Origin of the sequence: Paraburkholderia sacchari (assembly GCF_000785435.2) — a bacterium.
GTDB lineage: Bacteria > Pseudomonadota > Gammaproteobacteria > Burkholderiales > Burkholderiaceae > Paraburkholderia > Paraburkholderia sacchari.
Window position 1 is genome coordinate 236,583 of the sequence record NZ_JTDB02000006.1, and the last position, 25,544, is coordinate 262,126.

Below are 25,544 nucleotides of genomic sequence, written 5' to 3' on the forward strand. Positions count from 1 at the left end.
GCAGGGGCGAGGCATCCAGGTATGTGTGTGATCGCGCCGCAGTCCGGGGGATTGCGGCCAAGACCAGGGGACTTCGATGACAGCTCACACCGAACCCATCCTTCGCCGCCTCGGCATGAAGGCACTTCTCGTGCATCATGAGATCGAATCGCGTTCCGCAAGCGGACGCGCCACGCAAGCGTTAATTGCCGAACTCGAGCAGCGGTTCGTCAACGTCATTGTGGCGACTTCGGCCGACGATGCCGTTGCGGTCATCGCGGCGGATCCACTCATCCAGTGTCTGTTACTGAATTGGGAACTCGGCGACGATGAAACTCATTAGCAGGCGCAGCGTGTGTCCTTACGCTTCGCGCAGCGCTTGCATCAAGAGTCCTGAATTTCACCAGCAATGCTTCTTCAAAGACGTGCTCGATGTAATCGATCGTGGCACTGATGCGCACAGCACGAAAGGCGGTAAGCCTCGAGGTCGTTCAACTGTTGCTCGGCCGAAGCGAGCATGGAACGCAGAGCCCGTTAGCTGCCTCGGAAACGCTCGTGCCTCACCGTCAGAACGGGCCGACGACCAGTCCGGCACGATCCGGGCGTGAAGTAATAGGCGATAAGGGATTGCTGCCGGAAATGGACTCCGCATAGGGCACTTCGTGCATCGCGCGCCACGTGAATGCGACTCGTCCTCGGTATTGGGGCATTACATGACGACCGGCGAACTCGGCAACTCGTCGCGTGGAGGGCTGTGAACCGGAAAATGCTTCTTCAGCAATTCGGTAACCTGCTCGATGCCTCGCAAGACGCCAGACTGGTAAGCGCCCCGTCGAAACGCTGCTTCCATCGCATGACAGATTGACTCCCACTCGCTGCTACCGACCTTCGCGTGAATACCCCGGTCAGCAATGATTTCCACGTCCCTGTCAGCAAGGAGCAAATAGATCAGCACGCCATTGTTGTATTCCGTATCCCAGACGCGAAGCTGGGAGAAGACATCAATTGCACGTTCTCGGGCAGACAACCCTTTGAAAAGCGCAGTGCTGTGCAATGCCCCCTCGACCGCGAACCTGACCTGGCCAATGTGCGCCTGATGACTTTCCTGCACCGCCTTCTCGATGGCATGAAGCGAGCGCCGAGGAAAAGCCGCGTTGACCCGCCAACGGGTCATAAACAGGTGTCTGAAAAATCGCTTCAGGTCCATGATTACCACCTGCCCGATGCACCGCCACCGCCAAATCCGCCACCACCGCCCCGGAAGATGTCGCGATTTGAACCGCCGCCGAATCTGCCGGACCCGCCGCCAATGAACCGCCCGCCGACATAGGCGCCCATACCGCTCCCCAGAAGCGTGAACATCAATGCAATCGCACCCGCAGTGACGGCCACGAGAACGGCACCGGAAAAGAACCAGGCCAGCAAGCCAATCAGACCTCCTGTGACCAAAGCGCCGGGCAGCCTCCCAAATACCGCTCGCAGTATGCCGCCGGCGATGACTGTCACCATCAAAAGTACCGGCAGCAATCCTCTGGAGCCGCCAGCACTGCCCTGCCTCTCTGGTGGTGCAGGCAACGGCTCGCCGTTGACAACATGCATGATGCTGTCAATTCCGGACGAGATGCCACCGTAGAAATCTCCCTGCCTGAATCTCGGCACAATGGTTTCGTCGATGATGCGGTTGCTTGTCGCGTCGGTGAGCGCCCCCTCGAGGCCGTATCCAACCTCGATGCGCAGTGTTCGGTCGTTTTTCGCGATAATCAGCAGAACGCCATCGTCGACATTCTTGCGACCGAGCTTCCACTGCTCGACGACGCGTATCGAATACTGTTCGATAGTCTCCGGCTGGGTCGTCGGAACGATGAGAACAGAAATCTGCGCACCCTTTTGGGCTTCGAAATCGTTCAGCGTCTGTTCGAGGGTCAGTCTTTGCTCGTCCGTGAGCGTGCGTGTCTCGTCTGTCACCCGTGATGTAAGGGAAGGCACAGCGACATCGGCGCGAACCTGAGTGCCGACAAAAGTGAGAACTGTGACGATGAGTGCAATCGCCAAGCGCACCAGGTTCAATTGGACACCCCACCCGCTGATGCCGGCGTCGCCCCGAAATCCACGCGCGGAGGTTTGGAAATTTCCGCTTCGTTACTGACCGAGAAGTTGGGTTTTTCCTGAAAACCGAAGACCTTCGCCGTCAGGTTGTCCGGGAACGACCGTACCGTTGTGTTGTACTCCTGCACCGACCGGATGTAGCGATTCCTTGCGACGGCAATCCGGTTTTCCGTCCCTTCGAGCTGTGCCTGCAAATCGCGGAAGTTCGCGTCTGATTTCAGTTGCGGGTAATTCTCGGACACCACCAGCAACCGGGACAACGACGACGTTAGCTGCCGCTGCGCTGCCTCGAACCTGGCGAAGGCCTGTGGGTCCGCAAGGAGCTCCGGCGTCGCCTGAATCGAACCCACCTGTGCGCGAGCTTCGGTTACGCGCGTGAGCACGTCTTTTTCCTGGTTCGCATACCCCTTCACCGTATTGACGAGGTTCGGAACCAGGTCTGCACGACGTTGATACTGATTCAGCACCTCCGACCAGCTTGCCTTGACCTGCTCGTCCTCGGTCTGGATGGCGTTGTAGCCGCATCCAGATAATCCAAAAACGATTGCCAGCGTAAGCAAACCCAAAAGCGTGCGTGTCAACATTTTTTCAATCCGCAAGAAGCGTAAACCTGGTTCTGGCGAGCTCGAGACAAAAAGGCGGAGACAAGCTGCCAATCGCTTACGCGGTCAGATACTTGCACGCTACGCCGCCAGTTTCCGCCCCCTTTGATGCAGGTCAATCTTAATTGACCGACAACTGTCCCCTATCGGCGTAAAACCATTGATGTACATCAATATCATTTGCCTCCCTGCCGGTAGCGTGATCCTGATGGATTCTGGCGACGGGCGCCGGAGCTTGTAACGCCAGCGCTTGTCTTGGAACCGCAGGTCACGTAGATTCGATTTGGAGAGTGCGGATGAACGAAGTTCCACACGGCGCACGCCCTTTCTGGAAATCGCGAGCGGCGATTGCCATGACTGTCTTTGGTCTAATCGCGCTCTTTCTGATGTTTTCCGAACATCGTACTCACATCCTCGGAGCGCTCCCGTATCTGCTGCTGCTCTCGTGCCCACTGATGCATCTGTTTATGCACCACGGGCACGGTCATGGGCATCGTTCGCGACCGGACGGTGTCGACCGGGCAAATCCAGGAGACGACCATGATTCACCCAGATAGTGGGTACGGCTTGTGGGGACTGGTCGTTGCCAATTCTCTAGTATTCGTCATCTTTGCCTTCAGCTTTTTCAAGCCTTCGACGAAGCGGGACTGGCGGACCTTCGGCGGATTCTCAGCATTCATCGTCGCCCTGTTTGCTGAGATGTACGGCTTCCCGCTCACGATTTACCTGCTCTCCGGGTGGCTTCAGGCCCGGTTTCCTCAAACCGACCTGTTTGCGCACGATTCAGGCCACCTCTGGTGGATGATGACAGGCCGGCACGGCAACCCGCATTTTGCCCTCCCGCATCTGCTGAGCCTCGTCTTCATCTTCGGCGGCTTTTACCTGCTGGCGAAGGCCTGGCACGTGCTATACGAGGCACAGCGCGGTGGCAAGCTGGCGACCTCCGGACCCTATGCCAGGATTCGGCACCCGCAATACGCGGCCTTTGTCGTCATCATGTTCGGGTTTCTGATTCAGTGGCCGACGCTCGTGACGCTCGTGATGTTCCCGGTGTTGGTCCTCATGTATGTGAAGCTCGCCATCCAGGAGGAGCATGAAGCCGAAGACCAGTTCGGCCAGGCCTGGCGTGACTACGCCGTGCGCACACCGCGCTTCATCCCCAAATTATCGTGGGATGATGCAGCACATGTGCATTAAGCAATCCCGGAAGCGTTCACGATGTCTGACTCGCATACCCACGTCCACGGCACTGATGAGCCCTCGGATGAACACCTGTTCGGCAAGCACGACGTATCCGAAGCCGTCGACCCGGTATGCGGGATGAAGGTCACGACGGACTCGGCAAATCACGTCAGCCATCGCGACCAGACTTACTACTTCTGCAGCCGCAAGTGCCTGGATGCCTTTCGGGCTGAACCGGACAGATACGCACGTCCGGCTGCGGCAAAGGTCATTCTCAACCGCGTGCCGGCTTCCGGTGTCATCTACACGTGCCCGATGCATCCGCAAATACGTGCCTCGGCCCCAGGCACATGTCCTATCTGCGGCATGGCCCTGGAGCCGGTCACGCCGCCGGCGTCGGAAGAACGAAACATCGAACTGGAATCGATGACGAGACGTTTCTGGGCGAGTCTCGTGCTGTCGATTCCGCTGCTGCTCATGACGATGGGCAGAATGGTATTGCCCTTTGATATCGACGCGGAACTCGACAATCTTTTCAGCGCGTGGCCCTTGCCGCACTGGATGCAGGCGTCATGGGGCCAGTGCGTTCAGGCCTTGCTTGCCACCCCGGTGGTGTTATGGGCCGGCTGGCCGTTTCTGCAACGCGGCTGGAAGTCGTTCATGACGTGGCAGTTGAACATGTTCAGCCTCATCGGACTGGGCGTCGCTGCTGCCTACCTGTTCAGCGTACTCGCACTGTTCTTCCCCGACGCTTTACCTCAAGCGTTCAGGAGTGGAAACGAACTGCCGCTGTATTTCGAGGCAGCCGCAGTAATCGTGACCCTTGTGCTGCTTGGGCAGGTCCTCGAACTTCGCGCGCGCTCGCGCACGTCGAGTGCCATCCGCGACCTGCTGCAGCTTGCGCCGCACACGGCTGTGCGCGTCCGCCCCGACGGCACGGAAGAGATTGTGCGGCTCGAAGACGTCACCGTGGGCGACACCCTGCGCGTCAAGCCGGGTTCGAAGATACCGGTTGACGGCGTGGTGGTTGACGGCCGGTCCAGCGTCGACGAGTCAATGGTTACCGGTGAACCGATTCCTGCGGAGAAGGTCGCGGGCAGCAAGGTGACCGGCGCAACTGTCAACCAGACGGGAACGTTCCTGATGCGCGCAGAGAAGGTTGGCTCCGACACGCTGCTCGCGCGAATCGTGCAGATGGTGGCGGAGGCTGGGCGCTCGCGTGCGCCTATCCAGAAACTCGCCGACCAGGTCTCGGGGTGGTTCGTGCTCGTGGTCATTGGTCTTGCCGCAGTCTCCTTCATCGCGTGGTCACTGGCCGGTCCCGCGCCCGCGCTGGCAAACGCATTGGTCGTCGCCATCAGTGTGCTTATCATCGCGTGTCCGTGTGCGCTCGGCCTTGCCACTCCCGTTTCCGTCATCGTCGGGGTTGGACGTGGCGCTCGCGAAGGCGTGCTCATCAAGGACGCGGAAGCCCTTGAGTTGATGGAGAAGGTGGACACCGTCGTAGTTGACAAGACCGGAACCCTTACGGAAGGCAAACCGCGCGTACAGACGGTCGTTGCGCTGAATGACTCGTCCAGATCCCAGGTGCTGGGTTACGCCGCAAGTCTCGAAGGTGCGAGCGAGCACCCCCTCGCGCAGGCGATCATCGAGCATGCGAAGGGAGCTGGAACACACACGAGTCGCGTAGATGCTTTCGACTCGGTTCCCGGTAAAGGCGTGACTGGAAAAATCGAAGGCCGCACGATTTCGCTTGGCAATGCGCGCTTGATGGATGAGATGAAAATCGACTGTTCGTCGGTTGCAGATAGTACGGACCAGCTGCGCGAGGCTGGTCAGACGGTGATGTACATCGCAATAGACAGCGAACTCGCCGGCTATATCGGGGTGGCGGACCCCGTGAAAGGGACGACACCCGATGCAGTGCGCCTGCTGAAAGCGTCCGGCGTCCGGATTGTGATGCTTACCGGCGACAACCCCGTCACCGCGAACGCCGTCGCAAGGGTGCTCGCGCTCGATGGCGTCAAGGCCGGCGTGCTGCCCGAAGACAAGTACAAGCATGTGCAGGAGCTTCAGTCGCAGGGGCATATCGTTGCCATGGCGGGAGACGGTGTGAACGACGCGCCTGCGCTTGCGCAGGCAAATGTCGGCATCGCGATGGGGACCGGAACGGACGTGGCCATGAACAGCGCCCGCGTCGTTCTCGTCAAGGGAGACCTGCGCGGCATCGCACGCGCCCGCGCGTTGAGCGTCGCCACGATGAAGAACATTCGCCAGAACCTGTTCTTCGCATTTGCATACAACGCGGTGGGGATTCCTGTGGCGGCTGGCGTGCTCTATCCGTGGCTCGGTCTTGTGCTCAGCCCGATTATCGCCAGTGCTGCAATGGCGTTGAGCTCGGTTTCTGTCATCGGTAACGCGTTGCGACTACGGACCGCTCCGATGTAACGCGCGAACAACGCGCCAGTCCCCGTCCGCGTTTCCCGCCCGCCTTGCCGGGCGACGGAGGAGAAGCGAATGCCCGTTCCTCGCGACCAGCGCCCGGCGCCCGAGCGTAACGATCGGTTTGTAATTCACGCCGACGGCATTGGCAATGCTCGTCACATGCGACGAGCATCCGGAACAAGACGGCCCGCTTACGACGGGCACACCAGGAATCTGTCGCTCGTCTGTACGGTAGCGAACACCTGAAAAACTTCGCTTCGCTTACGATTCTTTCTAACGCTTCTTCACACGTTCCCCGGGGAGCCATGATGGAAAGCACACCGAGCACGGTTCAACAGGAATCTGGCGCTGATGACACGCATCAGCACGAACTCTCCCCTGACCGGCTACTCCAGCTCGGTATGGGGTTCTGGGCGTCCAAGGCCCTATTGTCCGCAGTCGAACTCCGCGTGTTCACGCGCCTCGCGACACGTCCGCACGACGCTGCAGAACTCGCTGACGCGATTGGACTGCATCCGAGATCGGCCCTCGATTTTCTCGATGCGCTGGTCGCGTTGAATCTGCTGGAACGTGAAGACGGGACATACCGCAATACACCGGACGCCAACTTCTTTTTGGACTCGGCCAAGCCCAGTTACGTAGGTGGATTACTGGAAATGGCCAACGCGCGGCTATATCCGTTCTGGGGCTCACTGACAGAAGCCCTTCGCACGGGGCAGCCGCAGAACGAGGTGAAAGAAGGGGGCAACCCATTCGACGCGATGTATCGCGACGAACAACTACTACGCGGTTTCCTGCGGGCGATGAGCGGGGTCAGCCTGGGCGCGGCCAAGGCGATTGCGCAACAATTCCCCTGGCAAAACTACAGCACCTTCATTGACATCGGCGCGGCCCAGGGCGCCTTGCCTGTGCAGGTAGCGCTCGCCCATCCTCACTTGCGCGGGGGCGGCTTCGATCTGCCGGTAGTGGGTCCCGTGTTTGAAGAGTACGTAACATCGCACGGCCTTCAGGAACGGCTGCATTTCTATCCGGGCGACTTCTTCAAGGATGCCTGCCCGGCGGCCGATGTACTCGTGATGGGACACATCCTTCACGACTGGGACCTCGAGCAGAAGCTCAAACTTCTCAAGAAGTGCTACGCGGCGCTACCTCCCGGAGGATGCCTGATCGTCTACGATGCGATAATCGACGATGACCGCAGGCACAATGCCTTCGGATTACTGATGAGCTTGAATATGCTCATCGAGACGCCTGGCGGTTTCGATTATACCGGTGCGCAATGTCGCGAATGGATGCAGGAAGTCGGCTTCACGCAAGTACGCGTCGAGCCGTTAACCGGCGGCGATTCAATGGTAATTGGAACCAGGTAGAAGCTCGGAGGGAGATATCGCCGCGCGGTGGGCCCACTCCATGAGCGCCCACCGCCGCAAAGACCATTCTGGCGTCCCCTCCGCTTGTCAGGACCCGGTATTGAATCCCAATGCGGCAGCCTTGGCGCGAAGGTCCGCGAAACGGTCCGACGTCGGGTTGGTCGCGAGTGGCGATTTATCGATTGCAGAGAGCGTGCCCGACGCCGCTGGCGCCCCTGGGCAGGCGCCGTCAAATGGCCCTTGAGCAACGTTGAAGGCCGATGCGTCGGTGCGCGGTGCGCCGGCAAAATCCAGCGCGTAGGCGAGGTTGACTGTGGCGGAATCGCTGCCGCGCACGCCGAGCGGCGACAAGCCGAAACGCCATTGCAGGAGCGCATGAATCGAGCTCGGATCGAACGGATAGCGCGTGAGCGTGCCCGCGCGAACGCGGGGGCCCAGCAGCGCGAGGGGCGCGCGAAATCCGAGCCTGCCGTCGTTACCGATCGCCAGTTCATTTTTGCTGATCGGTCTGACTGGCGGCACCACGTGCTCGATAAACCCGCCCCACTCGTCGTATACGACGATCATCAATGTGCGGTTCCATATCGGGCTCGTGCGCAGCGCGTTATAGACCTGCGCGAGAAACGCTTCGCCATAATCGGCGATCGTGTAGTTGCTCGCGACAGCGCTGAAGAATTCGAGGTCCGCCGAAGTGTAGTAACCAATGGGCAGCAAGTCGCCTTGCGTCTGATTGGTGCCCGGCGTGAGCAGCCATCCGTTCATCGCACCGGAAGCCAGTTGCGTACGCCCTCCCGCGTAGCTGTGATTGGGATCGTGGTAAGCGCACGCCTGGTAGCCGTAAGCCGGGTTCGCGGAGAGCGGAAACGGCGACTGCGGCGTGCCGAAGGCGTCGACGAAGTGCTGGTTCGCTGGCATGCCCTCGGCACCAGGCACCCAGCTCAAGAAATGATCGAAGGAGCGATTTTCCATCGTTACCAGCACGACAAAATCGATGCCGGAGTTGGCGGGGTCCGGCAATGGGGCGCGGGGGAGGCTATAGCGGTCGCCGCCGTTCGGCGAAGGCACATTGGTAATCGATGGCGCAGGTGCGTCGCCACCCTTGCCACCGCCCGGGTCTCCCCCGCCACCTCCGCATCCCGACATTGCGACGCTGCCTGCAACCGCGGCCATGCCCGCGAGAAATCGTCGGCGATCGTAACGATAAAGCATCTTGTTCCCATCTTACATGGCAATGTCTCCTGGTTGACCGCCGCGCGGACATTGCGCGCGCATAACGCCGATGAAGCGAAAGAGCTCGAACAGCAAAACGCTCGTTCACAGCAATATCCGCTCCCGGCGTGGCCGATGTGGCCAGCGCAGGTGGCAAGCCAATCGAAGGAGACTCAAATGACGAACACGTACTTTGCAGAGAGCAGTCCAGTCACCCGAAACCTGCCGCGCTCGCGGGCGACAAAAGCTGGCGATCTGGCGTTCGTATCCGGTCAAGTAGCTAGAAACGAAGACGGGCGCATTGTCACTGGCACGAAGATAGAAATCGAGACCATTGCTTGCCGGCCCTGAACCGCAAAGTCTTTTTTTGCGCCCAGAAGTGCTAAATGCCGGCGTGACAACGCCCACGCGAGTCGCGCATAGCGGCTCACCGGCGTCACATCGTAGTCGGAAGAGTTGTCGCGCGCGGTGCGAAAGCCCGGCGCATGCGCGATCGTGCGCATCCTTCCCGGCGCGCGTGTCTCCTTATGCCTTTCGAATCGCGTCGTCAAGCCGCCGAAAAAAAATTCACGCAGCGAATATTTGCTTTGAATAACTAACGAGTGATGTTCACGTCGAGTTCAATCAATGCAGCAGCGCGCGCCTTACTCGCACCCTTCAGGCCGCGAATTCCAGCGCCGGATCGCGCGGTTCTCGCGGTCGAAGCCGAGCACGCTGAGGGTGGCCGTGTCGAGGTAAAGATGCGCGCCCAGCGCCGCCGAATTGCCAATCCAGCATCCGGCGAGCACACGCAGGAAATGCGCGTGTGAGAAGACGGCAATGCGCCGCTCCGACCTGCTCTGCGCGAGCATCGCCAGCAGACTCTCGACCACGCCGCGCGCGCGCGTTTCCACCTGCGTGACGCTCTCGCCGTGCGGGATCAGCGAATGCCAGACGCTCCAGTCCGGCTCGGTCTTGCGGATATCGGCGGTCGTGCGTCCTTCGTAAATGCCGTAGTCCCATTCGTGCAGATCGGCCGACACCATCATCTCGTCGCTGAGGCCCGCTAGCTGGCAGGTCTCGATAGCGCGCGACATCGGGCTCGCGAGCACCGCGTCGAAGCGCTGCAAAGCGAGCGGCTTCGCGAGCGCACGCGCCTGCTCGCGGCCATGGTCGGTCAGCGCGATGTCCGTGCGCCCCGTGTGCTGGCCGCTGCGGCTCCACTCGGTTTCGCCGTGGCGGATCAGCCAGACCTCGCCGGACGTGGCGCTCGCGTGGGTATCGACAGACATCGGGGCACTCCGGTAACGGGTTGCGGCCTCGCGGCACAGGCCGCAAGGCGCAAGAACGAGTTCGCGGAGTCATTTTAAGGCAGCGCCGCGCACCCCATGGCGCGCAGCGCACAGTGAGACCAGTGGCCGCTCAGTGCCCTTTCTCAGTGCTCCTTGTCCGGCGCCTGGATCATCTTCCAGCCATTGCCGGCCGGGTCGCGAAAGCCGGCATCGACGCTGCCGTAGCGATCCACCGGCTCCTGCGTGAATTCCACGCCCTTTTCCTTGAGCGCCGCATAGCTCGCGCGGCAGTCGGCCACCGCCAGCACGAGAGGCGGCATGGCCCCCTTGGCAACCATGGCCCGCAGGGTTTGCGCGGTGGCCTCGTCGTGCATGGGCGGGCCGGGCGCGAACAGGCCAAGCTGGAACGCGGGCTGATCCGGATGCTGGACCGTCAGCCAGCGGTAATTGCCGTTGCGCACGTCCGTATGGACCCGAAAGCCGAGTTTGCCGACGTAAAACTCGAGTGCTTCGTCCTGATCGTCGACGTACAAGCCCACTACATTGATGCCCTGGTTCATGTGACCTCCTTGGTAGATGGCCGCACTGTATCTTGGGTCAACCGGCGGCGCTTCTCCAAAACTGCCATCGTGAGATCGGGGCGCTGCGCGGCCTTCAGCACGCACGCAGGCACGCGCGCGAGCGCGGACACGCCCTCGCGCGACTCGCGGCGCATCGCGCTCGGGCTCATGCCCGTGATGTCGCGAAAGATGCGCCCGAACGTGCCGAGACTCTCCCAGCCGGTCGCGAATGCGATATCCGTGACGCCGAGTTCGGTGTCGCGCAGCAGCGTGGTGGCCTGCTCGATGCGCCGCGTCAGCAGGTAACGGTGCGGCGGCACGCCGAAGGCACGCTTGAACGAGCGCGCGAAATGCGCCTCGGACACGCCGCTGACTTCCGCGAGACGCTTGACGGGCCACGCCTCGTGCGAAGCGGCGTCCATGCGGTCGCGCGCGCGCAGCAGGCGGCGCAGTAGGGCCGGGTCTTCGAGTGCGTCGGCGCAGCGCGCCACGGGAGACGCGGCGGGAGGCCGAGCATGATGATTCTTGCGTGCAGGCATGAGGTTCGGGAGCTGGCGACCTGATCGGCTCTGAGTGCAACAAGCATACCGGAGACCGGGTTGGCATCATGCGGGCCTGCCGGCTCGCCTTGTCCGTCCTCGCGAGGCTCGGTCTGCGCCTCGCCACACCCGCAATCAGACGCTAATATCGAGAGCACCCAATTTCTGCCCATTCTCATGCATACCGACATGTCATCGCCGCGCACTTCCTCCGCCAGCCGCGCTCTTGAGGTGCTGCTGGTCTTTCTCAGGCTCGGCGTGACAAGCTTTGGCGGCCCGATTGCCCACCTCGGCTATTTCCGCCGCGAGTTCGTCGAGCGCCGCCGCTGGCTCGACGACGCGGCCTTCACCGATCTGGTCGGGCTGTGCCAGTTCCTGCCCGGCCCCGCCAGCAGCCAGACCGGTTTTGCGATCGGCCTGCTGCGGGCCGGATGGGCCGGCGGGCTCGCGGCCTGGTGCGGCTTCACGCTGCCCTCGGTGTTCTTGATGCTGGTCTTCGCGGCCATCGCGCCGGACCTCCGCGGGCCGGTGGGCGCGGGCGTAGTGCATGGGCTGAAGCTCGTCGCGGTGGCCGTGGTGGCCCAAGCGGTCTGGGACATGGCGCGGCGGCTGTGCCCCGACCATCGCCGCGCAGGCATCGCGCTCGCCGCTATTGCATTGCTCAGCGTCCTGACCACGATTTACGCACAACTGATCGCAATCGCCGCGGGCGCCCTGCTCGGTCTTGCGCTTTGCCGCTCGGCGGTCGCTGGCGATACGCGCGCCGTGCTGCCGCATTCAGGGGCATTTCCCGTTTCGCGCAAGGCGGGCATCGCCGCGTTGATCGTGTTTTGCGTGCTGCTTTTCGGGCTGCCGCTGATGAGCGCAGCCGCGCAAGGCGTGCGGGTGTTCGAAGCGTTCTATCGCTCCGGTGCACTCGTGTTCGGCGGCGGACACGTGGTGCTGCCACTGCTCCAGCACGCGACGGTCGCAACGGGCTGGGTCGCGCCGAATGACTTTCTGGCCGGCTATGGCGCGGCGCAAGCCGTTCCGGGTCCGCTCTTCACGTTTGCAGCATTTCTTGGCTGGATGATGGCGAGCCCGCCCAACCACTGGAGCGGCGCGCTGCTGGCTACCGTGGGAATCTTTCTGCCGGGGCTGCTGCTAGTGCTGGCCGCGCTGCCGTGGTGGCACGCCTTGCGCAGCCGGCCAGCGATGTCCGCGGCGCTGGCCGGGATCAATGCTGCCGTGGTCGGCTTGCTGGCTGCCGCGCTTTACTCGCCGGTATGGACGAGCGCGGTGCGCACGCAGATCGATTTCGCCATCGCCTGCGTTGGCTTTTTCCTGTTGACGCGATGGAAGGCGGCGCCGCTGGTCGTAGTGGTTTTTTGCATGGCGATGGGGATCGCGCAAAGCGTGCTGAGTTGAAAAGCGCTTCGCGGGACCCGTGCCGCCGCACCAATAAAAATGGCGCCGCAGGCATTGAGCCTGCGGCGCCATTGTGCGAGCCGCTACGACAATAGCCTGGCGCGAAAACACCTCGCGTCAGGCCATCGTCAGATTTACATCGCCACGGTGTCGGCCACGTCCTTGAAGTCCGCGATCTGGTCGAAGTTCATGTACTGATAGATCTTGTCGCCGTTCGCGTTGAGCACGCCCATGTCGGCCATGTACTCGGCCTTGGTCGGGATCTTGCCCAGACGCGAGCAAATCGCCGCCAGTTCCGCCGAGCCCAGGTACACGTTCGTGTTCTTGCCCAGACGGTTCGGGAAGTTACGCGTCGAGGTCGACATGACCGTTGCGCCTTCGCGAACCTGTGCCTGGTTACCCATGCACAGCGAGCAGCCCGGCATTTCGGTACGCGCGCCAGCCGTTCCGAACACGCCGTAGTGGCCTTCTTCGGTCAGCTGCTTCTGGTCCATCTTGGTCGGCGGGGCGACCCACAGCTTGACCGGAATATCGCGCTTGCCTTCGAGCAGCTTCGAAGCCGCACGGAAGTGACCGATGTTGGTCATGCACGAACCGATGAACACTTCGTCGATCTTCGCGCCTGCGACGTCGGAGAGCGTCTTCACGTCGTCCGGATCGTTCGGGCACGCCACGATCGGCTCGTGCACGTCGGCCAGATCGATCTCGATGACGGCGGCGTACTCGGCATCCGCGTCCGGTTGCAGCAGTTGCGGATCGGCCAGCCATGCCTCCATCGCCTTGATACGGCGCTCGAGGCTGCGCGGGTCCTGGTAGCCCTGGGCGATCATCCACTTCAGCAGCGTGATGTTGCTGTTGAGGTACTCGATGATCGGTTCCTTGTTCAGGTGCACCGTGCAACCGGCAGCCGAACGCTCAGCCGAGGCATCCGAGAGTTCGAACGCTTGCTCGACCTTCAGATCGGGCAGGCCTTCGATTTCGAGAATGCGGCCCGAGAAGATGTTCTTCTTGCCCTGCTTGGCGACCGTCAGCATGCCTTGCTTGATGGCGTACAGCGGGATCGCATTGACGAGGTCGCGCAGCGTGACACCCGGCTGCATCTTGCCCTTAAAGCGCACGAGCACCGATTCCGGCATGTCGAGCGGCATCGTGCCGGTAGCGGCCGCGAAGGCGACCAGACCCGAACCCGCCGGGAAGCTGATGCCGATCGGGAAGCGCGTGTGCGAGTCGCCGCCGGTGCCGACGGTGTCGGGCAGCAGCATGCGGTTCAGCCACGAGTGGATCACGCCGTCGCCGGGGCGCAGCGCAATGCCGCCACGCGTGCTGATGAAGTTCGGCAGCGTCTGGTGCGTCTTGACGTCCACGGGCTTCGGATAAGCGGCGGTGTGGCAGAACGACTGCATGACGAGGTCGGCCGAGAAGCCGAGGCACGCCAGGTCCTTCAGTTCATCGCGGGTCATCGGGCCCGTGGTGTCCTGCGAGCCCACCGAGGTCATCTTCGGTTCGCAGTACGTGCCCGGGCGCACGCCCTGGCCTTCCGGCAGACCGCAGGCGCGGCCAACCATCTTCTGCGCGAGCGAGAAGCCCTTGCCGCTGTCGGCCGGCTGCTGCGGCAGGCGGAACAGCGTCGAGGGCGCGAGGCCCAGCGCTTCACGCGCCTTCGCGGTCAGGCCACGGCCCACGATCAGCGGAATGCGGCCGCCGGCGCGCACTTCGTCGAACAGCACATCGGACTTGACCTGGAACTCGGCGATCACCTCGCCGTTCTTGAGCGCCTTGCCTTCGTACGGGCGCAGTTCGACCACGTCGCCCATTTCCATCTTCGACACGTCGAGCTCGATCGGCAGCGCGCCGGCGTCTTCCATCGTGTTGTAGAAGATCGGGGCGATCTTGCCGCCGAGGCACACGCCGCCAAAGCGCTTGTTCGGGATGAAGGGGATGTCTTCGCCCGTGAACCAAAGCACCGAGTTGGTAGCCGACTTGCGCGACGAACCCGTGCCGACCACGTCGCCCACGTAGGCGACCAGGTGGCCCTTTTCCTTCAGCGATTCGATGAACTTGACCGGGCCGCGCTTGCCGTCTTCCTCCGGCGTGATGCCGGGGCGCGCGTTCTTCAGCATCGCCAGCGCGTGCAGCGGGATGTCCGGGCGCGTAGTGGCGTCCGGGGCCGGCGAGAGGTCGTCGGTGTTGGTTTCGCCCGTCACCTTGAACACGGTGATGGTCAGGCTTTGCGGCACTTCCGGACGGCTCGTGAACCATTCGGCGTCGGCCCAGCTTTGCATCACGGCCTTCGCGTTGGCGTTGCCCTTCTCGGCCAGTTCCTTGACGTCATGGAACTGGTCGAACATCAGCAGGGTTTTCTTGAGCGCGTCGGCAGCAACCGTGCCGACTTCGGCGTCGGACAGCAGCTCGATCAGCGGGGCGATGTTGTAGCCGCCCAGCATCGTGCCGAGCAGTTCGGTGGCGCGAGCGCGCGAGATCAGCGCGCAGGCCGTTTCGCCCTTGGCGACGGCGGCCAGAAAGCCAGCCTTCACGCGAGCGGCTTCGTCCACGCCAGCCGGCACGCGGTTGGTGATCAGGTCGAGCAGGGTCTGCTCTTCGCCTGCGGGCGGATTCGCCAGCAATTCGACCAGTTCGGCGGTCTGCTGGGCCGTGAGCGGCAGGGGAGGAATGCCGAGCGCGGCGCGCTGGGCTACGTGAGCACGAAAGTTTTCAAGCATGGGGGACCTGCTGATATGACGTTTCGGGGAAGGGCTGTTCAGGCACTTCGAGGCTGTGCCGGGCACTGCGTTGTGCGCAATTTTAATTGCTACACCCTACTGCGTCAAATATCTTATGTCTTATATAAGAGTTGGCCGGCGCTCTTTTGCGAGCGGTTCGACGCGCGCGTGCGCTACAGCGGTGACTCGGCCGTGTACCGGATCTCCGGCGGCGTCTCCAGCTCGATCACGCAGCTCGTCGCCACCACGGCTGCTGCATTACGGCGATCAGCAGCCGTGGTGGACTGCGATCTATGTCCCCTGCGTTGGCGCGCTCAGCGCGACTTGCGCGAGTCTGATGCGGCGCACCTACTGAGGGTGCGCGTAGTCGGCGGTCGAGGTCCAGGCTTTCGGAACGGGCGCGATATGTTGTCATTGCGTCGGGTCATACGGAACCGTGTGCACACTCTCGCCGTAGTTCGGCATCGTCGCCCCCGGCGGTGCATTTGGTGGCGCATAGCCGCCAGTGCTGGGCGTGGGCGGTGGGCCGTAGTAATTCGTGGCTGGTACGGCGCCGGGCGGTGGACGTTTCGTCGATCGATTCATCCGCCCCCCTTTCTCGTGCAAGTCGCCACAAGAACGCGTCTTACCGCGCAAAACCGCGCTGCACGTACGTCAACGACCGTGCAAACGATGTGCCACAACGATACGATCCGAGGTCGGCATCGTCATTATTCAGTGATAGCGTCACCATTTGTTACCCCCAAAACACCATAGCGCGCCGCAATCTTTCAATCAGGAGCCCGTCATCATTTACTTCGCATTCCAAATTACATAGGCAAAAAAAACGCCACCTCGAAAGGTGGCGTTCATTTTATGCGCGGCGTTCACACCATCATGACCGCCTCGCCCGACTTCGCCTCCACCGGCTTCACCGCGCCTGCCCGAGCTCCATCGGCCACCAGCCTGCGATACCGCGACAGCGCCCAGAGCGGGAAATACGCGGTATAGCCGTGATACTTGAGGTAATAAATGCGCGGGAAGCCCGGCGCGTTATGCGAGCGATGCCACCAGAAGCCCTCGCTGTCCTGTACAGAAAGCAGATACGCAATGCCGCGCCGCACCGACTCCGATTCGCAGTCGCCGAACGCCATCTGCGCGAGCAGCGCCCACGCCGTGAAGTTCGACGCGCTCTCGCCGCCATTCGTGCCCGCAAGGTGCTGGTCGATATAGCTGTCGTTGGTCTCGCCCCAGCCGCCGTCCGCATGCTGGCGCGACCTGAGCCAGGCGAGCGCCCGCGCGATATACGGCTGCGAAGGATCCTCGCCCGCCAGCGCGAGACCCGCGAGCACGCTCCATGTCCCGTAGATGTAGTTGGTGCCCCAGCGCCCCCACCAGCTGCCATCGGGCTGCTGCGTCGCCTTGATGTAGTCGATCGCACGCGCGAGCGCGGCCTTGTCTTCCTCGCGGCCCGTCACGCCGAAGCACAGCAGCACGCGGCCCGACACGTCCTCGGTGGGCGGATCGAGCAGCGCGCCGTGATCCGCGAACGGAATCGCGTTCAGATAGAGCCGGTCACAATCGGCATCGAATGCCGCAAAGCCGCCATTGCGCGATTGCAGCCCGCGCATCCAGTCGAGTGCGCGCGTCACGCGCGCGGCATACGGATCCGTGCCTGTGGCGCGCTCGATCGAGCGGCCCCGGCGATGCAACATCGCGGCCACGACCGCGCTGTCGTCGATGTCGGGGTAATACGGATTCGCGTACTGGAACGCCCAGCCGCCCGGCTGCACATCGGGCCTCACATTCTCGATCCAGTCGCCCGTGAGGTCGTCCACCTGGCGCGTCGCAAGCCAGTCGTAGGCGCGCGTGATCTGCTGCTGCAATTGCGCGCTGGGCGTCGATTCAACGCCCGGCGCGTCAGATGCATCCGGCACCGCCAGCGCCTGTTCGAGCGCCATCGTACTCCACGCGGTGTCCCATACGGGCGAGAGGCACGGCTGGCAGTACATGCTGCCGTCCGGACGCTCCACGAGCAATTTCTCCAGCGCGTTCTCGCAATCGCGACGCAGCGGATGATTCTCGTGATAGCCGAGCACTTCCATCATCTGATAGCTGTAGACGATGGGCGGGAAAATACCGCCCATGCCGTCCTCGCCGTTCATGCGTTCCGCGCACCATGCTTCCGCATGCTTCATCGCGCGCTTGCGCCACGACTGCGGAATCAGCGGCTCGAGATGGCGAACCGTGCGATCCAGCGCGAGAAAGAGCCTGCGCATGCCCTTGCCGCGCGGGAAATACTCGCGCTCGTCATCCGGCGGCGTGACGAACAGCTCGGGGATCGACACGTTGTGCGGATTGTGCGCTTTCGCCTTGAGCGAACACAGCGCGAGCAGCGGCACCATGGTCGTGCGCGCCCAGTACGCGACCTTGTACATCGAGATGGGCACCCACTTGGGGAACAGCACGAACTCGATCGGCATGAACGGCGTGGCGCGCCACGGCACCTGGCCGAAGGTGGCCAGCAGGATGCGCGTGAAGACGTTGGATTTCGCCGCGCCGCCCAGCTTCAGAATGGCTTCGCGCGCGCGCACCATATGCGGTGCATCGGGTGCGTCGCCGGCGGCCTTGAGCGCGAAATATGCTTTCACGCTCGCGGAGACATCGGGCGCGCCGTCCACGTAAAGGTCCCACCCGCCGTGCGTTTCGAGGCGCTGGATCGCACGCAGATAGCGCGCCATTTTCTCCTGGCGCGCCGTGTCGATCTTCGCCATGAAATGCATCATGAGGATGTATTCGGCGGTGATCGTCGCGTCGGATTCGAGCTCGAAACACCAGCTCCCGTCGGGATGCTGCCGGCGCGCGAGCGCATCGCGCCCGCGCACGATGGCGGCGTCGAGCAGCGCCGCGCGTTGCACGTTGGTTGGCATGTCGGAATTCTTCATGGTGGCGAATAATACCATCCGTACGGAATGTTTTGCGCTTCGCCCCCCGATGGTAAGATCGATGCATGAAGAATTCCCCCGTCAAAGCCTCTGCCCGCGCGGCAGGACACGCCGCCGGAAGCGCTGCGCGCCCGGCGCGGCGGCCCGTGCAGGTGTCCGCGCAAGTGCCCGAAAAGGCCCCTCGTGAGGCCGCGCGGCATCCCGGTGCAGAATCTGTCGAAACGTCAGACGGGAAGAATGCAGAGCCGCACGGCGCTCCGGCTTCGGGCACACGCCGCAAGAAAGCGCCCGTGCAGGTACGCGCCCAGTTGCTCCAGGCGGCCTCCGATATCGCCACCGATCACGGCGTGCAGGCCGTGACGCTCGACGCCGTGGCCGAGCGCGCTGGCGTGACCAAGGGCGCGCTGCAGTATCACTTCGCCAACAAGCAGGGGCTGATCGACGCCCTGTTCGAGCAGACGCTGGAGCGCTTCGGTGCGCAAATGGAAGCGCGCATCGCGGCGGACCGCAACGACCCGCACGGCGCAAGCGCGCGCGCCTACCTGCATTCGACGCTCGACGAAACGAGCCCCGCCGCGAGCACCAACGTATTGCGCGTGCTGGTGGCCGCGATGATGACCGACCCCGAGATCCGCGAGCGCCACTCCGCGCCCATGCGCAAGTGGACGCGGCCCGACCCGCTGCCGCTCGAACACGCGGCGCGGCTCATGATCTGCCGGCTGGTAGCGGACGGCCTGTGGATCTCGGACCTGCTCGGCTATCAGAACCTGTCGCCCGAGTTGCGCGACGAGGTCGTGAAGCAGATCGAGCGCATGACGATCGATAAGGCTTCCTGAGCGTTTGCCGATACGCCGTTGCGCCCGGCGAGCCACGCAAACCGCTCAGCGCACATCCTCTCCCAGCCACTTCTTGCTGATCGAGCTGTATTCGCCGTCCTTGTAGATCGAATCGAGCGCGGCGTTGATCGCGTCGCGCAGTTTCGGACTATCCTTGCGCACCGCAATCGCCATCAGCTCCGGATACAGCAGCGGCCCCACCGGCTTCGCGTCGATCTGCTTGTCGCGGATCGTCAGAATGCCGGCGATCCGGTCCGTCACGAAGCCCTCGATCCGATGGTTGCGCAAATCGATCAGCACATCGGGCAGTCCTTTGTAGGTCTTCACGTGGACACCGGGCATGTTCTGGCGCAGCCACGCTTCGTAGGTCTCGCCCAGCGTGACGCCAACGGTCTTGCCGTTGAGCTGGCCGATGCTCTGCACGTTGCTGTCCTTGGGCACGAACAACTGCGCGCCGGAGCGGTAATAGCTCTGCGTGAAATCGACGGCCTTCTTGCGATCGTCGGTGATCGCGAGACTGCCGATGATCGCATCGTACTTGCCGGCCAGCAGCCCGCCGACAATGCCGTCCCACGCTGTCGTGACCGGCACCGCCTTCGCGCCGAGCTTCGCCGAAACGCGATCGCCGATATCGACGTCGAAGCCCTGCAGCTTGCCGGACTCGTCGATGAAGTTGAACGGCGGATACTTGCCGCTCATGGCGAAAGTCAGCGTGCCGCTCTGCTTTACTTTGTCGAGGTCTTCGGCGTGCAGAGTGAAACTCGCGGCGCCAATGAGCATGGCGCAGGCCGTGATCGTGAACCGCTTGAGGATGGTCATTGCTGGTCTCCAAAAAAAATATATGACGTATCGAACTGGCCCACACAGCGCGTCGTGCGCCGGCGCGCCATCATGAGCGAGCGACTTCGAATAGCGCGGCCGCGCCCTGGCCGCCGCCGATGCACATCGTGACGACCACGTAGCGGACGCCGCGCCGCGCGCCTTCCAGCAGCGCGTGCCCGACGAGGCGTGTGCCGGTCATGCCATAGGGATGGCCGAGCGCGATGCCGCCGCCATTCACGTTGACGCGCTCGCGCGACAGGCCGAGTGCGTCGATGCAATACACCACCTGCGAGGCGAATGCCTCGTTGATCTCCCACAGGCCGACATCGTCGATCGACAATCCCGTGCGCTCGAGCAGCCGCCGCACGGCCGGCACCGGGCCGATGCCCATTTCGTCGGGGCCGCAGCCCACCACCGAGCACGCGGTCATGCGCCCGAGCGGCGCGGAAGACAGCGTGCCGAGCATTGCGTCGGACACCACCGCGCAAGCGGCCGAGCCGTCGGCCAGCGCGCACGCATTGCCCGCCGTTACCGAACCGCCTTCGCGTACCGCATCGAGCTGCGAAAGCGCTTCGACGCTCGTGCCGGGCCGCCTGCATTCGTCGGCGCTTACGCGCAACGCGCGCGGCTCCGACGTGCCGCGCGCCTTGTCGTGCTCGATCTTGCGGACGTCAACGGCCACGATCTCGTCGCGCAGCAAGCCGGCCTCCGCAGCCGCAGCGGCGCGCCGCTGGCTCAGCGCCGCATAATCGTCCTGCGCCTGCCGCGAAACGCCATAGCGCTGCGCAACAACTTCGGCCGTGTCGACCATCGGCATGTACGCATCGGGCTGCAGCGCTAGCAGCTGCGCGTCCTGCTGCCGATGCCGGTTCATATGCGCGTTCTGCACGAGGCTGATCGACTCCACGCCGCCCGCGAGCACGACCTCGGCCTCGCCAGTGGCGATGCGCGCCGACGCCAGCGCGATCGACATCAGACCGGACGAGCATTGCCGGTCGACCGTCATGCCCGGCGTGGCCACGGGCAGCCCCGCCGCCAGCGCGCCGAGCCGGCCGATGTTGTAGTACTGCGAACCTTCTGGCAAGGCGCAGCCGAGTATCACGTCGTCGATGCGTTCGGGATCGAGCCCGCTGCGCGTCACGCTCGCGCGCAGCGACAACGCGGCCAGCGTGGGCGCCGCCGTATCGTTGAACGCGCCGCGATACGCGCGCCCGATCGGCGTGCGCGCATAGCCAACGATCCATGCATTGCGCGAAGCTCCGGTCATGCGCCCTCCTCGTCCACAGTGAAATCCGCTTCGGTGATCGTGCGCAGCTCGGCGACACTCATCGCGCCAAGCCGCTCGACGAGCCGCAGCCCGCGCTCCGAACATGCAAAGACCGCATGCTCGGTGATGATGGTGGTAACGCGCTTGCTCGCGGTAAGCGGCAGCGTGCAGCGCGTGACGATTTTCGGCCGGCCAGCCTTGTCGACGTGCGGCATCGTCACGATCACGCGGCGCGCCTTTTGCGCGAGTTCCGCGCCGCCGCCAATGCCCGCCACCAGGCTGCCAGGCACGAGCCAGTTCGCCAGATCGCCCTGCGCCGAAACCTGCAACGCGCCCAGGAACGTGATGTCGATAAGGCCACGCCGGATCATGCCGAACGATGTCGCACTGTCGACGATCGCGCCGCCCGGCACGACCGACACATAGCCACCGCCCGCGTCGATCAACTGGCTGTCGAGATCGTCCGGGCGCGCGAGCGCCCCCACGCCGACGATGCCGTTCTCCGAATGCACCCACGCCGCCGCGGGTTCGTCGAGATAAGCGGGAATCAGCGTCGGCAGGCCAATGCCGAGATTGATCAGCTGGCCACGCGCGACTTCGCGCGCGGCGCGCCGCGCGATCACATGGCGCGGATCAGCGCAGGATGGGCCGGTATTCATCGAGTTCTCCGTCGATCTGGATCAGGCCATGCACATGAATGCCCGGCGTATGCACGCAATCGGGCGCAAGCGGCGCGTCGCAAACGGTGCGCGTTTCGACCAGCACCCGCCTGGCCGCCATCGCCATCAGCGGGGAAAAATTGCGCGCCGCGCCGCGATAGCTGAGGTTGCCGTACTGATCCGCGCGCTCCGCGCACAGCAGCGCGAAGTCCGCGTGCAGCGCCGGCTCGAAATAGAGCGTGCGTCCGCCTACCGAAATGGTTTCGCGCGACGCCCCCAGTTCCTCGGGCAGCTCGATGTCGTTCACGACGCCCGGCAGCCCGACGCCCGCACTGCGAATCTGCTCGGCGAACAGGCCTTGCGAGAAGAACTCCACCTCCAGCGTGCCGGCCAGATGCGCGCGCCGCGCGGGGCCGCTCAGTCCCAGATGCGTCGTCAGCAGCCGGCTCACCGCGCCGGATTCGATGAGCCGCGACACGCCATAGCCGTCCTGGTTCGCATCGTTCTTGATGATCGTGAGATTGCGCCTGCCCTGGCGACCGAGCTCCGCTAGCAGCGAGAACGGCGTGCCCGGCGAGCCGAAGCCGCCGACCATGATCGACGCTCCGTCGGGAATGAGCGCGATCGCGTCGGCCAGTTGCATGAGTTTGCCTGTCGGTTTGCTCATTGGGTTGCTCATCGCGGCCGGCCTCACAGCGCGAGCGCGCGAAACGCGTCGTCGAGCCGGTTCGCGATCTCGTCGCACTGCGCACGGGTGGTGATCAGCGGCGGCGCGATCAGCGTGTGGTCGCCCGTCTCGCCCATCAGCGACTTGCGCGGATAGATGATCACGCCGTGTTCGCGCGCGCAGCGCGTGACCTGCTCGCCGAACTTAAGCGACGAATCGAACGGCGCCTTCGTCTCGCGATCGGCCACGTACTCCATCGCGAGCAGGAAGCCGCGCCCGCGCACGTCGCCGATGAAGTGATGGCGCGTGGCCAGTTCCTCCAGCAGACCGCGCAGGTAAGCACCCGTAGAAGCCGCGTTCTCCACCAGTTGCTCGCGCTCGATCACGCCGATCACAGCCAGCGCCGTGGCGCACGCGAGCGGATTGCCCGCGTACGTATAGCCATGCTGAAACCCGCCCGATGCGAGGACCGGGTCGGTCAACTCGGCGCGCGTGACGATTGCCGAGGTCGGGTAGTAACCCGCGCCGAGCCCTTTCGCAAGACACAGAATGTCGGCCTCCACGTTCCAATGCTGGAAACCGAACCAGCGGCCGGTGCGTCCCACGCCGGTCATCACCTCGTCGAGAATCAGCAGGATGCCGTGCCGCGAGCAGATCTCCCGCACGCGCGCGAAATACGCATCGTGCGGCACCTCGGCCCCCGTGCTCGCGCCGCCGATCGGCTCGGCAATGAACGCGGCCACGTTGTGCGCGCCCACTTCGCGGATGGCGGCATCGAGTTCGTCGGCGCACTCCAGCGCATATTGCTCCGCGCTTTTGCCCGCGGGCACGCGGTACTGCGTAGGCGAAGAGATCTTCGGATAGAGCTGGAACATCGGCTGAAACGGCTGCGTGAGCGGCGTATAGCTCGTCATCGCGAGCGCGCCCATGGTCGAGCCGTGATACGAAGGCTTGCGCGCGATAAACACGCTGCGCTGCGGCTCGCCCATGCTGAACCAGTACTGACGCGCGAGCTTGAGCGCCGACTCGACCGACTCCGAGCCGCCGCCCGAGAAGAATACGCGGTCGTAGCGGCCGCCCACGAGATCGATCAGCTTGTCCGCGAGATCGAGCGCGGGCTGGTTTTCGAACTGGGTGCGATACGCGAATGCCACCTTGTCGAGCTGGGCCAGCATTGCGTCGCGAATCGCCGGATGCGCGTGCCCGAGTTGCGCGACGATCGCGCCCGAGCAGGCATCGATATGGCGATTGCCTTCGGTGTCCCACGCGTAGATGCCCTCGGCCCGCGCGATGGTCGGCAGCTTCACCGCGGACTGGTAGAAAAGATGATCGCTCATTGACGTCGATTCCCTCGTAAGTTCGTATGCCAGTCGCCGGCCGCTCAGCGGATATCGGCGAGAAATGCTTGAGTGCGTTCGTGCGCGGGTTGATGGAAAATGTCCGCCGGGCGGCCCGCTTCCACCACGCGCCCATCGGCCATGAAAACGACCCGGTCGGCCACGCGTTCGGCAAAGCGCATTTCGTGCGTGACGACCATCATCGTCATGCCGGCCGCGGCAAGCCGCTCCATGACCGCGAGCACGCCGCCCACCATCTCCGGATCGAGCGCCGAAGTGGGCTCGTCGAACAGCATGGCCTCGGGCTTGAGCGCAAGCGCGCGTGCAATCGCTACCCGCTGCTTCTGGCCGCCCGACAAATTGCCTGGATAAACGTCCTGCTTGTCGAGCACGCCCACCTTGTCGAGCAGTTCACGCGCTTCGTCGCGCGCCTGCGCCGCGCTCATGCGGAGCAACTGCACCGGCGCGAGCATGAGGTTCTCCAGCACGGTCAGATGCGGAAACAGGTTGAAGTGCTGAAACACCATGCCAACCTTCATTCGCATCGCGTTCAGGTAGCGCTCCTGTTCGCCGTGGCTGCGGTGCGGATCGTTCACGAGGCTGCCCAGCACTCTCACCTCGCCGCGCGTGGGCGTCTCCAGATGATTCACGCAACGCAGCAGCGTGCTCTTGCCCGAGCCGCTCGGTCCGATCAGCACGACCACCTCGCCCTTGTTCACGTCGAGCGAAATGCCCTTGAGCACTTCGAGCGGCCCATAGGTCTTGTGGATATCGCGCAGCGCGATGCGCGGTTCGGCGTGACTCATGACGTCCGGCCTCCCTTGAGAATCAGGCTCCGTTCGAGCTGGCGCAGCAACAGGCTCGTTCCCGTCGTTAGCAATGCATAGATCATGGCGCAGGCGAAGTAGAGCTCGAATGGCTTGAAGGTCGCGCCAACCAGTTGCTGCGTGCGCATGAAAAGCTCCGCGAGCGTGATGGTCGAAACGAGCGAAGTGTCCTTGGTCAGGATGATGAGGTTGTTGCCGAGCGGCGGCACGATCAGCTTGAGCGCCTGCGGCAGGATCACGAGGCGCATCGTTCGCGCGGCGCTGAAGCCGAGCGAGCGCGACGCCTCGATCTGTCCGTGTGGAATCGCCAGGATCCCGGCGCGTATCGTTTCCGCGTTATAGGCGCCGACATTGAGCGCGAGACCGATCACGCCCGATGCGAACGGCGAGAGTTCGAGGCCGAACTGAGGCAAACCGAAATAAATGATGAATAGCTGCACGAGCAGCGGCGTGGAGCGGATCAGCCAGATATAGGCGCCCATCGCATCGCGCACGATGCGATGCCGCGAGAGCCGGCCGAGTGCGGCGGCAAGCCCGATGACGAGTCCGGCTACGGTCGCGAGCAGCGTCAACTCGACCGTCACGAGCGCCGCTTCGAACAGCATCGGCAGGTATTTGAGAACTATGTGGATGTCGAACATGGCTCGATCAGCCGGCCCCCTGCGCGACGGCAAGGCACTGCCGGGTGGTGTCTCCTCTTTTGTTGACCGATTTCATTCATCACCTTGAATTCGCCTGAAAGACTTGGTAAAGAATGACTTTTTTGTATTGCATGACGAGATCGAAGTCTCGCTTTGAATTATTTTTCGGTCAAT

Annotated in this window: 23 protein-coding genes and 1 pseudogene; 8 read left to right on the plus strand and 16 right to left on the minus strand. The window is 63.3% G+C overall.

The genetic code is table 11. From position 1 onward, the window contains the following. Positions 1-76: 76 nt before the first annotated feature. Positions 77-319, plus strand: a pseudogene (locus NH14_RS21470) (Orn/Lys/Arg decarboxylase N-terminal domain-containing protein); the annotation flags it as partial. A gap of 369 nt (positions 320-688) precedes the next feature. Here NH14_RS21470 and NH14_RS21475 read toward each other — a convergent pair. The 3 genes from NH14_RS21475 to NH14_RS21485 are packed head-to-tail and all read right to left on the minus strand — an operon-like array spanning position 689 to position 2,669. Then, positions 689-1,186: a TPM domain-containing protein gene (locus tag NH14_RS21475; RefSeq protein WP_035528657.1), complete on the minus strand. Its 498-nt coding sequence runs from the start codon at positions 1,184-1,186 to the stop codon at positions 689-691. A 2-nt stretch (positions 1,187-1,188) separates the two neighbouring features. Then, on the minus strand, positions 1,189-2,046 hold the full coding sequence (locus tag NH14_RS21480) for a TPM domain-containing protein (RefSeq protein WP_035528654.1): 858 nt from the start codon (positions 2,044-2,046) through the stop codon (positions 1,189-1,191). Continuing rightward, complete coding sequence (locus tag NH14_RS21485; RefSeq protein ID WP_035528653.1) at positions 2,043-2,669, minus strand: LemA family protein; 627 nt, start codon at positions 2,667-2,669, stop codon at positions 2,043-2,045. Before NH14_RS21485 ends, NH14_RS21480 begins: the two co-directional genes overlap by 4 nt. A gap of 404 nt (positions 2,670-3,073) precedes the next feature. Between NH14_RS21485 and NH14_RS21490 the strand changes: the two genes are divergently transcribed. The 4 genes from NH14_RS21490 to NH14_RS21505 all read left to right on the plus strand — a co-directional run bounded on the left by NH14_RS21490 (position 3,074) and on the right by NH14_RS21505 (position 7,684). Continuing rightward, positions 3,074-3,244, plus strand: coding sequence for a DUF2933 domain-containing protein (locus NH14_RS21490; RefSeq protein ID WP_407947173.1), 171 nt, complete (start codon positions 3,074-3,076; stop codon positions 3,242-3,244). Beyond that, positions 3,228-3,884, plus strand: coding sequence for a methyltransferase family protein (locus NH14_RS21495; protein WP_035528814.1), 657 nt, complete (start codon positions 3,228-3,230; stop codon positions 3,882-3,884). The genes NH14_RS21490 and NH14_RS21495 overlap by 17 nt, the downstream gene beginning before the upstream one ends. A 21-nt stretch (positions 3,885-3,905) precedes the next feature. Next, positions 3,906-6,317 carry a heavy metal translocating P-type ATPase gene (locus NH14_RS21500; protein ID WP_035528651.1) on the plus strand — a complete coding sequence of 804 codons (2,412 nt, stop codon included), beginning with the start codon at positions 3,906-3,908 and terminating at the stop codon, positions 6,315-6,317. Between the two features lie 305 nt (positions 6,318-6,622). Beyond that, complete coding sequence (locus NH14_RS21505) at positions 6,623-7,684, plus strand: methyltransferase (protein ID WP_035528811.1); 1,062 nt, start codon at positions 6,623-6,625, stop codon at positions 7,682-7,684. Positions 7,685-7,771: 87 nt separating this feature from the next. Here NH14_RS21505 and NH14_RS21510 read toward each other — a convergent pair whose 3' ends face one another. Next, the gene (locus tag NH14_RS21510) at positions 7,772-8,893 is read right to left on the minus strand and encodes an alkaline phosphatase family protein (protein WP_035528649.1); all 1,122 of its coding nucleotides are present in this window, start codon (positions 8,891-8,893) and stop codon (positions 7,772-7,774) included. A gap of 177 nt (positions 8,894-9,070) precedes the next feature. On the opposite strand from NH14_RS21510, the gene NH14_RS21515 reads away from it, so the two are divergent. Continuing rightward, positions 9,071-9,244 (plus strand): RidA family protein, encoded by a 174-nt coding sequence (locus NH14_RS21515; protein ID WP_237179722.1) that lies wholly within the window; start codon positions 9,071-9,073, stop codon positions 9,242-9,244. A gap of 293 nt (positions 9,245-9,537) precedes the next feature. On the opposite strand, the gene NH14_RS21520 is transcribed toward NH14_RS21515, so the two are convergent. From NH14_RS21520 to NH14_RS21530, 3 genes are all read right to left on the minus strand, one after another. Continuing rightward, positions 9,538-10,164 (minus strand): histidine phosphatase family protein, encoded by a 627-nt coding sequence (locus tag NH14_RS21520; protein ID WP_052148157.1) that lies wholly within the window; start codon positions 10,162-10,164, stop codon positions 9,538-9,540. A gap of 143 nt (positions 10,165-10,307) precedes the next feature. Then, complete coding sequence (locus NH14_RS21525) at positions 10,308-10,724, minus strand: VOC family protein (RefSeq protein ID WP_035528644.1); 417 nt, start codon at positions 10,722-10,724, stop codon at positions 10,308-10,310. Then, positions 10,721-11,263 (minus strand): helix-turn-helix transcriptional regulator, encoded by a 543-nt coding sequence (locus tag NH14_RS21530; RefSeq protein WP_052148156.1) that lies wholly within the window; start codon positions 11,261-11,263, stop codon positions 10,721-10,723. The genes NH14_RS21525 and NH14_RS21530 overlap by 4 nt, the downstream gene beginning before the upstream one ends. Before the next feature lie 177 nt (positions 11,264-11,440). On the opposite strand from NH14_RS21530, the gene chrA reads away from it, so the two are divergent. Then, positions 11,441-12,670: a chromate efflux transporter gene (gene chrA, locus NH14_RS21535; RefSeq protein ID WP_035528638.1), complete on the plus strand. Its 1,230-nt coding sequence runs from the start codon at positions 11,441-11,443 to the stop codon at positions 12,668-12,670. A 134-nt stretch (positions 12,671-12,804) separates the two neighbouring features. Here chrA and acnB read toward each other — a convergent pair whose 3' ends face one another. Together acnB and shc are read right to left on the minus strand one after the other, a co-directional pair. Next, the gene (gene acnB / locus NH14_RS21540; RefSeq protein ID WP_035528635.1) at positions 12,805-15,390 is read right to left on the minus strand and encodes a bifunctional aconitate hydratase 2/2-methylisocitrate dehydratase; all 2,586 of its coding nucleotides are present in this window, start codon (positions 15,388-15,390) and stop codon (positions 12,805-12,807) included. 866 nt (positions 15,391-16,256) lie between these two features. Further along, positions 16,257-18,299: a squalene--hopene cyclase gene (shc, locus tag NH14_RS21545; protein ID WP_035528806.1), complete on the minus strand. Its 2,043-nt coding sequence runs from the start codon at positions 18,297-18,299 to the stop codon at positions 16,257-16,259. Between the two features lie 179 nt (positions 18,300-18,478). On the opposite strand from shc, the gene NH14_RS21550 reads away from it, so the two are divergent. Then, a complete protein-coding gene (locus tag NH14_RS21550) occupies positions 18,479-19,150 on the plus strand; it encodes a TetR/AcrR family transcriptional regulator (protein ID WP_052148165.1) in 672 nt (223 codons plus the stop codon). Positions 19,151-19,195: 45 nt separating this feature from the next. Here NH14_RS21550 and NH14_RS21555 read toward each other — a convergent pair whose 3' ends face one another. From NH14_RS21555 to NH14_RS21585, 7 genes are all read right to left on the minus strand, one after another. Further along, a complete protein-coding gene (locus NH14_RS21555) occupies positions 19,196-19,969 on the minus strand; it encodes an ABC transporter substrate-binding protein (RefSeq protein WP_052148155.1) in 774 nt (257 codons plus the stop codon). Between the two features lie 70 nt (positions 19,970-20,039). Then, complete coding sequence (locus tag NH14_RS21560) at positions 20,040-21,239, minus strand: acetyl-CoA C-acyltransferase (RefSeq protein ID WP_035528632.1); 1,200 nt, start codon at positions 21,237-21,239, stop codon at positions 20,040-20,042. Then, positions 21,236-21,898 (minus strand): 3-oxoacid CoA-transferase subunit B, encoded by a 663-nt coding sequence (locus tag NH14_RS21565; protein ID WP_035528629.1) that lies wholly within the window; start codon positions 21,896-21,898, stop codon positions 21,236-21,238. The genes NH14_RS21560 and NH14_RS21565 overlap by 4 nt, the downstream gene beginning before the upstream one ends. Then, a complete protein-coding gene (locus tag NH14_RS21570; RefSeq protein WP_035528627.1) occupies positions 21,873-22,565 on the minus strand; it encodes a CoA transferase subunit A in 693 nt (230 codons plus the stop codon). The genes NH14_RS21565 and NH14_RS21570 overlap by 26 nt, the downstream gene beginning before the upstream one ends. 23 nt (positions 22,566-22,588) lie before the next feature. After that, positions 22,589-23,902, minus strand: coding sequence for an aminotransferase family protein (locus tag NH14_RS21575; RefSeq protein WP_035528624.1), 1,314 nt, complete (start codon positions 23,900-23,902; stop codon positions 22,589-22,591). A 44-nt stretch (positions 23,903-23,946) separates the two neighbouring features. Then, complete coding sequence (locus tag NH14_RS21580) at positions 23,947-24,708, minus strand: amino acid ABC transporter ATP-binding protein (protein ID WP_035528621.1); 762 nt, start codon at positions 24,706-24,708, stop codon at positions 23,947-23,949. Beyond that, entirely contained in the window at positions 24,705-25,370 is a 666-nt protein-coding gene (locus NH14_RS21585; protein WP_035528619.1) for an amino acid ABC transporter permease, read from the minus strand. Before NH14_RS21585 ends, NH14_RS21580 begins: the two co-directional genes overlap by 4 nt. Positions 25,371-25,544: the final 174 nt, after the last annotated feature.